The 13,814-nt window shown below is 64.5% G+C and carries 7 protein-coding genes; 4 read left to right on the top strand and 3 right to left on the bottom strand.

The genetic code is table 11. From position 1 onward, the window contains the following. Positions 1-2: 2 nt before the first annotated feature. On the bottom strand, positions 3-998 hold the full coding sequence (gene cra / locus ACVWZP_RS16185; RefSeq protein WP_017845458.1) for a catabolite repressor/activator: 996 nt from the start codon (positions 996-998) through the stop codon (positions 3-5). Between the two features lie 295 nt (positions 999-1,293). Here cra and ptsP point away from each other — a divergent pair, with 295 nt between their 5' ends. The 4 genes from ptsP to ACVWZP_RS16165 all read left to right on the top strand — a co-directional run bounded on the left by ptsP (position 1,294) and on the right by ACVWZP_RS16165 (position 8,557). Beyond that, entirely contained in the window at positions 1,294-4,152 is a 2,859-nt protein-coding gene (gene ptsP, locus ACVWZP_RS16180; protein WP_193058802.1) for a phosphoenolpyruvate--protein phosphotransferase, read from the top strand. Continuing rightward, positions 4,153-5,094, top strand: a complete 942-nt coding sequence (pfkB, locus tag ACVWZP_RS16175) for a 1-phosphofructokinase (protein WP_457369934.1) — start codon at positions 4,153-4,155, stop codon at positions 5,092-5,094. Positions 5,095-5,105: 11 nt separating this feature from the next. Beyond that, a complete protein-coding gene (locus ACVWZP_RS16170; RefSeq protein WP_017845455.1) occupies positions 5,106-6,824 on the top strand; it encodes a PTS fructose-like transporter subunit IIB in 1,719 nt (572 codons plus the stop codon). Between the two features lie 191 nt (positions 6,825-7,015). Beyond that, entirely contained in the window at positions 7,016-8,557 is a 1,542-nt protein-coding gene (locus ACVWZP_RS16165) for an alkaline phosphatase D family protein (protein ID WP_457369933.1), read from the top strand. Positions 8,558-8,713: 156 nt separating this feature from the next. Here the strand turns inward: ACVWZP_RS16165 and ACVWZP_RS16160 are convergent, their stop codons facing one another. Then, on the bottom strand, positions 8,714-11,239 hold the full coding sequence (locus tag ACVWZP_RS16160) for a PepSY domain-containing protein (RefSeq protein ID WP_457369932.1): 2,526 nt from the start codon (positions 11,237-11,239) through the stop codon (positions 8,714-8,716). A gap of 134 nt (positions 11,240-11,373) precedes the next feature. Next, complete coding sequence (locus tag ACVWZP_RS16155) at positions 11,374-13,659, bottom strand: TonB-dependent receptor (RefSeq protein ID WP_017845452.1); 2,286 nt, start codon at positions 13,657-13,659, stop codon at positions 11,374-11,376. Between the last annotated feature and the right edge of the window lie 155 nt (positions 13,660-13,814).

Here is a 13,814-nt window from a genome sequence, read left to right as displayed (position 1 = left end):
GCTCAAACCTCGTGAATGCGCTGCTTGAAGGTGCGGCCGATGGCGTTTACGCCGGGTTGATACTGTTGTTCTTCAATCGCAGCCAGGGCCAGGCGCAGCGCGGTGTCGGCGATCAGTTGATGTTGCTGGGCCATGGCATTCACCGGCAGCGGCAGGAAATCCAGCAGTTGGGTATCACCGAAGGTGCCCAGGCGCAGCGGCCGCGTTTTGAGCGGGAAGTCATGCAGTGCGTCGAACACGCCTTGCAGCAGCACGTAGGACGTGGTCACCAGCGCGTCAGGCAAATGCCCCAGGCGCTGCAGTAATTGCTCCATCAGTTGCCGGCCGCAGTCGCGGCTGAACGCCTCGCCGTGTTCGACGATCACTTCACCGCCGAACCCCTGCAGCGCTTCACGGAAACCGGCGGCGCGCGCCTGGCTGATACTCAGCTCGGGCCGCGCGCCGATCAGCGCGATCTGCTTGGGCAACGGTTGCAGCAGGCTGCTGGTCAGTTGCTGGCAGGCCTGGCGGTCGTCGCTGACCACCGAGCAGAACTGCGCGGGGTCCATCTCCCGGTCGATGGCGATGACCGGCAAACCCTTGGCTTGCAGCTCGCGATAACTGTCGTCGCTGGCCGGCAGGCAGCTGGCAACGAACAGCGCGTCGCAGCGTCGGGCGCGGAACAGTTGCAGCAACTGGCGCTCGCTGTCGGCGTCATCGTCGGAGCTGGCGATCAGCAATTGATAGCCTCGCGCGCGCGCGCCCTGTTCCAACAACTTGGCAATTCGTGCGTAACTGGGGTTTTCCAGGTCTGGCAGGATGAAACCCAAGGTGCGCGTATGCCGGCTGCGCAGTCCCGCAGCCTGGGGGTTGGGCGTGAAACCATGGGCTTGGACCACCGCACGCACGCGCTCGACGGTTGCGCTGCTGATGCGTTGTTGTTCGGCTTTGCCATTGATGACATAGCTGGCGGTGGTCACGGACACACCGGCGAGACGGGCGATATCACTGAGTTTCAAACCGGGATTTCCTTGTTTTCTGGAGCTTGCCCCGACATTTTGTCCAATCGTAACCGATTACTGCAGACGACCAATGTCTCAGCTCAAGTGCCGAGTGGGTCTTCAAGGATGCGCAATTAACGCGTAATCTGCCACGAATTCTAGATTAAACGTTTCAGCAGGCGTATTTTTGCGATGTTCGCTACTGAGTGGCTACTGCCAACCGACTGCTCAGTCAGTTTGTTCATGAACGACTTTAGACTGATTTATTCAAAACAATACCTAGTGCGCCCGACGCACTAACTAGGAGAACGGCATGCTTGAGCTCACCATAGAGCAGATTTCCATGGGCCAGACGGCTGTGGACAAATCTGCTGCCTTGCACCTGCTCGCTGACAAACTGGTGGCCGACGGCCTGGTCGCCGAGGGTTATCTCAGCGGCTTGCAAGCCCGTGAAGCCCAAGGTTCGACCTTTCTCGGTCAAGGCATCGCGATCCCTCACGGCACCCCCGAAACCCGCGATCAGGTATTTTCCACCGGCGTGCGCCTGCTGCAGTTCCCCGAAGGGGTGGACTGGGGCGATGGCCAGATCGTCTACCTGGCCATTGGCATTGCCGCCAAATCCGACGAACACCTGCGCCTGCTGCAACTGCTGACCCGCGCCCTCGGGGAAACCGACCTGGGCCAGGCACTGCGCCGCGCCGCTTCCGCCGAGGCCCTGCTGAAACTGTTGCAGGGCGCGCCGCAGGAACTGGCATTGGACGCGCAAATGATCGGGCTCGGTGTGTCCGCCGATGATTTTGAAGAGCTGGTGTGGCGTGGCGCCCGCCTGCTGCGCCAGGCCGATTGTGTGAGCAATGGCTTTGCCGCCGTGTTGCAGCAGGTCGATGCGCTGCCCCTGGGCGATGGCCTGTGGTGGTTGCACAGCGAGCAGACCGTCAAGCGCCCGGGGCTGGCGTTTGTCACCCCGGACAAACCCATGCGTTACCTCGGCCAGCCCCTCAATGGTCTGTTCTGCCTGGCCAGCCTCGGCGAAGCGCACCAGACCTTGCTCGAACGCCTGTGTGCGCTGTTGATTGAAGGGCGTGGCCAGGAACTGGGCCGCGCCACCAGCAGCCGTGCGGTGCTTGAAGTATTGGGCGGCGAGCTGCCACCCGACTGGCCCAGCGCACGCATTGCCCTGGCCAATGCCCATGGCCTGCACGCGCGGCCGGCGAAGATCCTCGCGCAACTGGCAAAAAGTTTTGACGGCGATATTCGTGTACGCATCGTCGATGGCGCGGTGGGCGCCGTGTCGGTGAAAAGCCTGAGCAAGCTGCTCAGCCTCGGCGCCCGGCGTGGCCAGGTGCTGGAGTTTGTCGCAGAGCCGACGATTGCCGACGATGCGCTGCCTGCCTTGCTGGCCGCGGTACAAGAGGGGCTTGGCGAAGAGGTCGAGCCGCTGCCTGTCGCGAGTGCACAAGCCGCCGCCGTGGTGCTCGAACCGACGCTCAGCGCGCCCCTGGCCGGCAGCCAGATCCAGGCCATCGCCGCCGCACCGGGCATCGCCATCGGCCCGGCGCATATCCAGGTGCTGCAACCGTTCGACTATCCGTTGCGTGGCGAGTCCTCGGCCATCGAGCGCCAGCGCCTGCACGCCTCACTGGCCGATGTGCGCGGCGATATCCAGGGCCTGATCGAACGCAGCCAGGCCAAGGCGATCCGCGAGATTTTCATCACCCACCAGGAAATGCTCGACGACCCGGAACTGACCGACGACGTCGACACCCGCCTCAAGCAGGGTGAAAGCGCCGAAGCCGCCTGGATGAGCGTGATCGAAGCCGCCGCCAAGCAGCAGGAATCGTTGCAGGACGCCTTGCTCGCCGAGCGCGCCGCCGACCTGCGCGACATCGGTCGCCGTGTGCTGGCGCAGTTGTGCGGTGTCGAAACCGTCCAGGAACCGAACGAACCCTACATCCTGGTGATGGACGAAGTCGGCCCGTCGGATGTGGCGCGCCTCGACCCGGCGCGCGTCGCCGGCATTCTCACCGCCCGTGGCGGCGCCACCGCCCACAGCGCCATCGTCGCCCGCGCCCTGGGCATCCCCGCCTTAGTGGGCGCCGGCCCGGCCGTGTTGCTGCTGGCCGCCGGTACGCCGTTGCTGCTCGACGGTCAGCGCGGCCGCCTGCATGTCGACGCCGACGCCGCGACCCTGCAACGCGCCAGCGTCGAACGCGACACCCGTGAACAACGCCTGCAAGCCGCCTCGGCGCAGCGCCATCAGCCGGCCCTGACCCGGGATGGGCACGCCGTGGAAGTGTTTGCCAACATCGGCGAAAGCGCCGGCGTGGCGAGCGCGGTGGAGCAGGGCGCCGAAGGCATTGGCCTGCTGCGCACCGAACTGATTTTCATGGCCCACCCCCAAGCGCCGGACGAAGCCACCCAGGAAGCTGAATACCGCCGCGTGCTCGATGGCCTCGGCGGTCGCCCGTTGGTGGTCCGCACCCTGGATGTGGGCGGCGACAAACCGCTGCCGTATTGGCCGATCGCCGAGGAAGAAAACCCCTTCCTCGGCGTGCGCGGCATTCGCCTTACGCTGCAACGCCCGCAGATCATGGAAGCGCAATTGCGCGCACTGCTGCGCTCGGCGGATAACCGGCCGCTGCGCATCATGTTCCCCATGGTTGGCAGCGTCGATGAGTGGCGCGCTGCGCGGGACATGACCGAGCGCCTGCGCCTGGAAATCCCGGTGGCCGACCTGCAACTGGGGATCATGATCGAAGTGCCGTCCGCCGCGTTGCTCGCGCCGGTGCTGGCCAAGGAAGTCGACTTCTTCAGCGTCGGCACCAACGACCTGACCCAGTACACCCTGGCCATCGACCGTGGCCACCCGACGCTGTCGGCCCAGGCCGATGGCCTGCACCCCGCCGTGTTGCAACTGATCGACATCACCGTGCGCGCCGCCCATGCCCATGGCAAATGGGTTGGCGTGTGCGGTGAGCTGGCCGCCGATCCGCTGGCGGTGCCGGTGCTGATCGGTCTCGGCGTGGATGAGTTGAGCGTGTCGGCCCGCAGCATTCCCGAGGTGAAGGCGCGGGTGCGAGAATTCAGTCTGAGCGAGGCCCAGGGCCTGGCGCAACAAGCACTCGCGGTGGGTTCGCCCGCTGAAGTGCGAGCCCTTGTGGAGGCCGTGTAGATGGCAAGGATTTTGACCCTGACGCTGAACCCGGCGTTGGACCTCACGGTACGCCTGGCGCGCCTGGAACCCGGTGAAGTCAATCGCAGCGAGACGATGCTGACCCACGCGGCCGGCAAGGGCGTGAACGTCGCCCAGGTGCTGGCCGACCTCGGTCATCAGGTCACCGTCGGTGGTTTTCTCGGCGCGGACAACCCCCAGGCCTTTGACGCGCTGATCGCGCGCCGTGGGTTTGCCGATGCGTTCATCCGCGTGCCCGGCGAGACCCGCAGCAATATCAAGATCGCCGAACAGGATGGCCGCGTCACCGACATCAATGCGCCGGGGCCGCTGGTCAGCGAGCAGGCGCAGCAGGCGTTGCTCAACCAACTCACGCTGATCGCCCCGGGGCACGATGCGGTGGTGGTCGCCGGCAGCTTGCCGTGCGGTGTCAGCCCGCAGTGGTTCCAGGGCTTATTGGTGCTGCTGAAAGACCTCGGCTTGAAAGTTGCCCTGGACACCAGCGGCGCTGCCCTGCGCGCCGGGTTGCAGGCCGGCCCGTGGTTGATCAAGCCCAATACCGAAGAACTTGCCGAAGCGCTGGACTGCCCGACCGACTCCGTCGACCAACAGGCCCAGGCCGCCGTGCGTTTGCATGCCAGCGGCATCGAGCATGTGGTGATTTCCCACGGTGCCGACGGCGTCAACTGGTTCAGCCCCGGCACGGCGCTGCATGCCACGCCGCCGAAAGTCAGCGTCGCGAGTACGGTCGGCGCGGGCGATTCGCTGCTGGCCGGGATGCTCCACGGTTTGCTCGGTTTCGATCTGCCCGAGACCACCTTGCGCCGCGCCACGGCGATTGCCGCGATGGCCGTCACGCAGATCGGGTTTGGCATCAGCGATGATGCGCAATTGGCGCGTCTCGAAAGCGGCGTCCATGTGCGCCCGCTGACAGAACAATAAGAGGGTTTGTGATGAATTTAGCCATTGTTACCGCCTGCCCGAACGGCATGGTCACCAGTGTGCTGTGCGCCCGTTTGCTCGACGCCGCCGCGCAGCGCCAGGGCTGGAGCACCAGCGTCGAAGTGGTGGACGTGCAGCGCCCGGAACGCCAGTTGTCCCAGGCCACGCTCGATGCTGCCGAGTGGGTGTTGCTGGTCAGCAGCACGCCGCTGGATATGCAGCGGTTTGTCGGCAAGCGCGTGTATCAGAGCACCCCGGCGCAGGCCTTGCAGGACGTCGAGGCGGTGTTGCGGCGCGGCGCCGAAGAGGCTCAGGTGTATGTCGCCAGCGAAGCCCCGGTGGCGGCCAAGCAAGCCCCGCGTATTGTCGCGATCACCGCCTGCCCGACCGGCGTGGCCCACACCTTCATGGCCGCCGAAGCGTTGCAGCAGACCGCCAAGCGCCTGGGCTATGACTTGCAGGTAGAAACCCAAGGTTCGGTCGGCGCGCGCACGCCGTTGAGCCCGCAAGCGATTGCCGAGGCGGATGTGGTGCTGCTGGCGGCGGATATCGAAGTCGCCACCGAGCGTTTCGCCGGCAAGAAGATCTACCGCTGCGGCACCGGCATCGCCCTCAAGCAAGCCGAAGCGACCCTCAACAAGGCCCTGGCCGAAGGCACCGTGGAAAGCGCGGCGAGCGGGGCGGTGGCCAAGTCGGAAAAAACCGGGGTCTACAAACACCTGCTGACCGGCGTGTCGTTCATGTTGCCGATGGTGGTGGCGGGCGGTCTGTTGATCGCCTTGTCGTTCGTGTTCGGCATCCATGCCTTTGAAGAAAAAGGCACCCTGGCGGCGGCGCTGAAAACCGTCGGCGACCAGGCCTTCATGCTCATGGTGCCGCTGCTCGCGGGCTATATCGCCTATTCGATTGCCGACCGCCCCGGCCTGGCCCCCGGCATGATCGGCGGCTTGCTGGCCGGGACGTTGGGCGCGGGCTTTATCGGCGGGATTATTGCCGGTTTCCTCGCCGGTTACTGCGTCAAGCTGATCACCGGCGCGGTGCGCCTGCCGCAAAGCCTGGAGCCGCTCAAGCCGATCCTGATCATCCCGTTGCTGGCGAGCCTGTTCACAGGCCTGGCGATGATCTATCTGGTAGGCCCGCCGGTGGCGCGGCTGCTCACCGGGCTGACCGACTTCCTCAGCACGATGGGCACCACCAATGCCGTGCTGCTCGGCATCCTGCTCGGCGGCATGATGTGCGTTGACCTGGGCGGGCCGATCAACAAGGCCGCGTATGCGTTCTCTGTCGGCTTGCTGGCGGCGTCCAGCGGTGCGCCGATGGCGGCGACCATGGCGGCCGGCATGGTGCCGCCGATCGGCATGGGCATCGCGACCTTCCTGGCCCGGCGCAAGTTTGCCCAGACCGAACGCGAGGCCGGCAAGGCCGCGATGATTCTGGGCCTGTGCTTTATCTCCGAAGGCGCGATCCCGTTTGCTGCCAAGGACCCGCTGCGGGTGATCCCGGCCAGCATCGCCGGCGGCGCGTTGACCGGCGCGCTGTCGATGTACTTCGGCTGCAAACTGGCCGCACCCCACGGCGGCTTGTTTGTGCTGGTGATCCCGAATGCGATGAACCATGCGCTGCTGTACTTGCTGGCGATTGCCGCCGGTAGCGTGTTGACGGGGTTGGTGTACGCGCTGATCAAACGCCCGGAAGCGGTGGAGCTGGCGGTCACACCCGCCCAAGCCTGACGCTGTGGAAAATGTGGGAGGGGGCTTGCCCCCGATGGCGATGTGTCAGTCACCCATGAATGGACTGACCCACCGCCATCGGGGGCAAGCCCCCTCCCACATTAGGATCTGCAAGGCTTTGAAGGCGGTGTCATATCGGCTTCATCCCTGCGTGTTCTAGTTGCCCTTTTGATACTTAAGAGGGCATCTGCATGAGCCATTTCGATCTCGGCCGTCGCCGCGTGATGCAAGCCGTCGGCGCGGGCCTGTTGTTGCCGGGGCTGGCACCGGCGGTGATTGCGTCGGTGAAGGACCGGCCGCAACTCACCGATGGCGTGCAGTCCGGCGACCTGCTCGGCGACCGCGCGATGATCTGGAGCCGCAGCGACCGCCCGGCGCGGATGGTGGTGGAATGGGACACCCGCAGTGTGTTCAGTAACCCACGCCGATTCGTCTCGCCGCTGGCCGACAACCGCAGCGACTTTACCGCCCGCGTCGAACTCACCGGCCTGCCCGCCGACCAGGCGATTTTCTACCGCGTGCATTTCGAAGACGCCCAGACCGGCGTCGCCAGCGAGCCCTGGTTCGGCCACCTGCGCAGCGTGCCGCAACAGCGTCGCGATATTCGTTTTGTGTGGAGCGGCGACACCGTCGGCCAAGGCTTCGGCATCAACCCGGACATCGGCGGCATGCGGATCTACGAAGCCATGCGTTTGCGCCTGCCGGACTTTTTTATCCACAGCGGCGACACCATCTACGCCGACGGCCCGGTGCCGGCGCAACTGACCACCGAAGGCGGGCGCATCTGGCGCAACATCACCACCGAGGCCAAGAGCAAAGTCGCTGAAACCCTCGATGAGTATCGCGGCAATTACCGCTACAACCTGCTGGATGAAAACGTGCGGCGCTTTAACGCCGAAGTGCCGCAGATCTGGCAGTGGGACGACCACGAAGTGGTGAACAACTGGTCGCCGAGCAAGCAGCTCGATGAGCGTTACCAGACCAAGGACATCAACACCCTGGTCGGCCATGCGCGTCAGGCCTGGCTGGAATATTCACCCATGCGTCGGCAAAGCGCCGACGGCGGCGGGCGGATTTATCGCAAGCTCAGTTACGGCCCGCTGCTGGATGTGTTCGTGCTCGACATGCGCAGCTATCGCGGGCCCAACGATGACAACCTGGGCGGCGCCAAACCCTTCCTCGGCCGAGAGCAACTGGACTGGCTCAAGCGCGAACTCAAGGCGTCCCAGGCCCAATGGAAGGTGATCGCCGCCGACATGCCGATCGGCCTCGGCGTGCCCGACGGCGAAGTCAGCCCGGGCGTACCGCGCTGGGAAGCGATCGCCAACAACGACCCCGGCCCGGCGCAAGGGCACGAGTTGGAAATCGCCGAGCTGCTCGGGTTTCTGCGCGCGCAGCAGGTGCGCAACCATGTGTGGTTGACGGCGGATGTGCATTACTGCGCGGCGCATCACTACCACCCGGATCGGGCGGCGTTCCAGGACTTCGAGCCGTTCTGGGAGTTTGTCGCGGGGCCGTTGAATGCGGGGAGCTTCGGGCCCAATCCGCTGGATAAAACCTTTGGTCCGCAGGTGGTGTTCGAGAAAGCACCGCCGGCGCAGAACACCTCGCCGTTTGCCGGTTTCCAGTTTTTCGGCGAAGTGCAGATCGATGGGCAGACGGCGGAGTTGACGGTGATGCTGCGTGATCTGGATGGGGTTTCAGTGTTCGAGCAAAAGCTGCAACCGGTCTGATTTGGACAGCAGTAAAAAACTGACTTGGAATACAGTCAAAACTGTGGGAGGGGGCTTGCCCCCGATAGCGGTGTGTCAGTAACCCATGAGTTGACTGATCCACCGCCATCGGGGGCAAGCCCCCTCCCACATAGGTTCTTCAGTGGTTAGAGGATCTCAGTAGACATCGCGGCGATAGCGGCCCTGTTCGATCAAGCGCTCCACCGCCTCACTGCCCAGCACCTCATGCAGCACCTGATCCACCCCTGCGGCCATCCCCTGCAAACTGCCGCACACGTAAATCGCCGCGCCGTCCGCCAGCCATCGACGCAACACGTCCGCCGATTCGCGCAGGCGATCCTGCACGTAGATCTTTTCCTCCTGGTCGCGGGAAAACGCCAGGTCCAGCAGCGCCAGGTCACCGCTGGCCAGCCAGCCTTGCAGTTCGTCCTGGCACAGGTAGTCGTGGGCGATAGTGCGTTCGCCGAACAACAGCCAGTTGCGCTGCTGGCCGTCGGCAATGCGTGCCTTGAGCAAGCTGCGCAAACCGGCCAGGCCAGTGCCGTTGCCCAGCAGGATCAACGGCGCAGGCGCGTCCGGCAGGTGGAAAGCGCTGTTGCGGCGCAGGCGCAGGCTGATGCTCGAGCCGAGGGCCGCGTGTTCGGTCAGCCAGCCCGAGCCAAGGCCGAGGGTGCCGTCCGGATGACGTTCCTGGCGCACGATCAACTCCAGCACGCCGTCGCTGGGAATCGAGGCAATGGAGTATTCGCGCATGCCCAGGGGCGCCAGCGCGTTCACCAGCGCTTGGGCATGCAGGCCCACCAGATGGGCGCGGTTGTCCGGCAGTTGGCGGGTGGCCAGGGCCTGGTCGAGGGTGTGGGCCAGGCCGTCGATCAGCACGCTCTCGCTGCCGGCCAGGCCCAGGCCTGCGAGGAACTGCGCGATGGCCCGGCTGCCGTTGCGCGGCAGGATTTCCACCAGGTCGCCGGCCGTCCAGCGTTGCCCTGACGGCACGCTCAGCTCCAGCAGGTACACAGCCGAACCGACACTGCCAGGGTTGAGCAAGGTGCGTTGGTTCAAGCTGCAGTTTTCATACTGTGCGCTCGGCCACGCCGCTGTCGGTGCGTGCCCGGTGAGTTGCCCCAGCTGTTGTTGCCAGTGCTGCAGGGCATGGGTGTCGCCGCTATCGACTTCCACGGGGGCGAACAACGGGGTGCCGCCCTGGTTGGTCAGCCAGAAGTGCAGGCGCCGCGCAAAGCCGCAGAAGTGCTGGTACTGGCGATCGCCGAGGGCCAGTACCGAGTAGTTCAAGCCTTTGAGGGACAGGTCCTGCCCGAGCACGCTGCGCTCGAAGCCACGGGCGCTGTCGGGGGCTTCGCCGTCGCCGAAGGTGCTGACCACGAACAGCGCATTTTCTGATTGGCGCAGTTGGTCCTGGCTGACGCTGCCCAGCGGCTGCACGTTCACTGGCAAGCCCGCGGCCTGCAGTTGCCCGGCGGTCTGCCAGGCCAGTTGTTCGGCAAAACCGCTCTGGCTGGCGAAGCCGATCAGCCAGGCCGGCGCATGGCTGTGATTGGCGCTGAGGCGCTCGCGGGCATCGCGTACCTGGCGCTTTTTACGGCGACGGTCGAGGTACAGCAGCCAGCCGGTGATGAAGAACAACGGCATGCACAGCGCGCTGACGGTGAGGATGATCCGCCCCACCAGGCCGAAGTAACTGCCGGTGTGCAGCGCGTAGAGGCTGGTCAGCAATTGAGCCTTGAGGCTCTTGCTGGCGTAGCGCTCGTGGGATTTCACCACGCCGGTGGCCGGGTCCAGGTTGATCTGGTTCAGCGCGCGGTCGTGGGGCGAGTTTTTCAGCAGGTAAAACACCGTGGCCGGCTGCCCGGCGACTGCCGGCATGCGGATGTTGTAGGCACTCAAGTCGGGGCCGGCGCTGCTGTAGATGCTGCTCCAGATCGCCGCGTAGTTGGCCTCCGGCGTCGGGCCCGCGGGCGGTGGGCCGCGTTTGCGCATCCGTTCGTTCTGCGGGGCGTCGGACAGCAGCTTGTTCAGGCCCTGGTTGTACCACTCGTAGGACCACGACAGGCCGGTCAGCGCCGCCAACAGATAGAACAACAGGCACCAGGTGCCGAACACCGAGTGCAAGTCCCAATTGAAGCTGCGACCTTTTTTGCGCCAGTCCAGGGTCAGCCACACGCGCCAGTTCGCCACCTGGCGCGGCCAGCGCAGGTACAGGCCGGACAGGCAGAAGAACAGCAGGATCAGCGTGCAGGCCCCGGTGATTTGCCGGCCGGTGTCGCCCATGGCCAGGAAACGGTGCAGTTGCAGGAGAAACCCGAACACGTCCTGGCCGACGGCGTCGCCCATGTAGTCGCCGGTGTAGGGGTCGAAGTAACGCATCTGGCCGCGCCGTTCACCCGGCGGCGGGGTGAAGAACACGCGTGCGGCGGTGCCGCTGTCGGTTTCCACCCACAGCATCGACACGCGCTTGCCTTCGCTGGCTTCGAGCTTGCGCACCAGCTCGGCGGGCGGCAGTACCCCGGCGTCGCGTTTTGCCACGCTCAGCACGCTGGGGTTGAGCGCGCGCAGTATTTCATCCTGGAACGACACCGCCGCCCCGGTGATCCCCATCAAGGCCAGCACCAGCCCGGCAGTGATGCCGAAGAACCAGTGCAACTGGAACAGGGTTTTCTTCAACACGTCGGACCGCCTCGCTCATCTGGATATCTGTAGCACGGCGCGCATTATGCCGTGGGTTGTCGAGAAACTTTGTTGTTTAACACGCAAAAGCCCCACGCATCGATGCGTGGGGCTGTTGGCTGCGGGTTGACCGTTTAGAAGTGGAAGCTGGTGGTCAACAGTGCGGTGCGCCCGGCTGCCTGGTTGGCGAAGTGGGTCGAGAAGGCCTTGTCGTAGTAGGTTTTGTCGGTCAGGTTCTGCACGTTCAGTTGCAGATCGACGTTCTTGGTCAGCTTGTAGCTGGCCATGGCGTCGTAGCGCGTGTAGGACGGTACATACACGGTGTTGCCGGCATCGCCGTAGACCTCGTCGACATAGAACGCACCGCCGCCGATGGTCAGCTTCGACGTGATGTCGTAGGTGGTCCACAGGCTGAAGGTGTTCTTCGGCGTATTGGGCATTTGGTTGCCCTCGCTGGAGCCGGCGCTGAGCACCCCGTTGCGCCCGTTGCGTCCGGATTTGACCAGCTCGCTGTCGAGGTAGCTGTAGCCGGCGAACACTTGCCATTGATCCGTGAGTTTGCCGCTGGCCGAGAGTTCGAGGCCATCGACGCGGGATTCACCGGCGTTCTCGTAGGTCAGGGCATCCACCAGAATGCGCGTGTTCTTCTTCTCGGTGCGGAACACGGCAGCCGTCAGCGAAAGGCGGTCGTGGAACAGATCCCACTTGGTGCCCAGCTCGTAGTTGACGGTTTCTTCCGGTTGCAGGTCGCTGGTGGCGGCGCCGGCGGACAGTGGGTTGCCGTCGGAGCCTTCACCGACCAGACCACCGGCCGGTGTGGCCGAGGTGGCGTAGGACGCATAGATGCTGGCGTTCTCCACCGGCTTCCAGACCAGGCCGGCCTGCCAGTTGAAGAACTGGCTGTCGTCTTTGATCTTGGTGCGCCCGGCGGTGGCGTTGGTGTTGGCCTCAGTGTCGAAGGTGTCGTAGCGCAGGCCGACGTTCAGCAGCCATTTCGGGTCCAGTTCGATGGTGTCGAACACGTAGGCGCCGCGGCTGGTGGCTTTGGTGTTGGTGCCGTTGTAGTTGCGCGCGATGCTGCCGGTCCAGGCGTCGTCCGGGTTCGGGTTGCTCAGCGAGGTGCATTGGCCGCCCAGGCTGCCTTTGGCCACGGTGCAGACCGGGTTGGCGTTGGGGCTGATGGTGTAGCTGCTGACACGGGTTTCTTCGCCGGTGAACTCGAGGCCGGTGGAGTAGGTGTGCTTGAAACCCAGCGCGTGGAAGTTGCCGAACAGATCGGTCTGGTTGGTGGTGGTCTCGGTGGTCGACACGCGGCTGTTGGCGCGGCGCCACACAGTACCGAACTTGTTGACGTTGAGTTTGCTGTCGTCCGGTTGCGTGAGGATATAGTCCTGGCCGGTGTTGCCATGGCGCAGGGTGTTTTTCAGCGTCATGTTGTCGTTCAGGTCGTGTTCGACGGAGACCGTGCTGATATCGGCGCGGGTCTTGCGGAAGTCGCGACTCTTCAGGCCGTAGAAGTTATTGCTGTCGCCGCCGTCGTTGGGTTTGTCGTGTACGTGGGCGGTGGCGGTCGCGGAGCCGTAACCGTAGGGGATCCCCGAATCCGGCAGGTCGTCGCTTTCCATGTGGTAGTAGCTGACGTTGACGCGGGTCGGCGTGCCCAGGCCAAAGGTCAGCGACGGCGCCACGCCCCAGCGGTCGTAATTCACCGCGTCGCGGCCGGCGACGTTTTGTTCGTGGCTCATCAGGTTCAGGCGGAACGCGGCGCTGTCGTCGAGGAATTGGCGGTTGACGTCGAGCACGTAGCGGCGGGTCTGGTCGGAGCCGTAGGTGAAGCCGCCGTTGGTGAAGTCGCGCGCCTGGGGTGTCTTGCTCACCAGGTTGAGGCTGCCGCCGGCCGAGCCACGCCCGCCGAACGAAGAGTTCGGGCCTTTGCTGACTTCGATCGATTCGATGTCGAAGATCTCACGGCTCTGGCCGCCGGTATCGCGCACGCCGTCCAGGTAGGTGTCGCCCTGGGCGTCAAAACCGCGGATGAACGGGCGGTCGCCCTGGGGGTTGCCGCCTTCACCGGCGCCGAAGGTAATGCCGGGCACGGTGCGCAAGGCATCCTGCAACGAGGTGGCGGCGGTGTCCTTGAGCACTTGCTGTGGCACCACGGTGACCGAGCGCGGCGTGTCCACCAGCGGCGCGGTGTACTTTTGCGAAGAGGCTTTTTCGACCTGATAGGAGGTGGCGTCCTGTGCTTCCCCGGTGATGCTGGTGGCGCCCAGGGAGATGCTGTTGCGCTGGCCTTTCTGTTCGGTGTCGTCGGCCGCTTGCGCCAGATGGGCGACAGAGCTGGCGCCGAGTGCAACGCCGATGGCCGAAGCCAGCAGGCGTGGTGAACTGGCAGGTGTTTTTATGCAAGTGCGCGACATGACGTGTCCTTTCCCCAAGGATGTGAGGCCGCGGAATATAGGCTGAACAAGACTTTGTATCAATTGCGACTTATTGCTATTCGTAGCTAATTTACATTCTTTACACTTTTTCCTTACGGTTTTTACGATCTCGTTCGTCTTCGGGTTTTACAGAG

It is taken from the genome of Pseudomonas sp. TE36184, assembly GCF_054060055.1.
The sequence above is the reverse complement of the archived record's forward strand: the minus strand, read 5'-3'. Positions and strand labels throughout refer to the sequence as shown.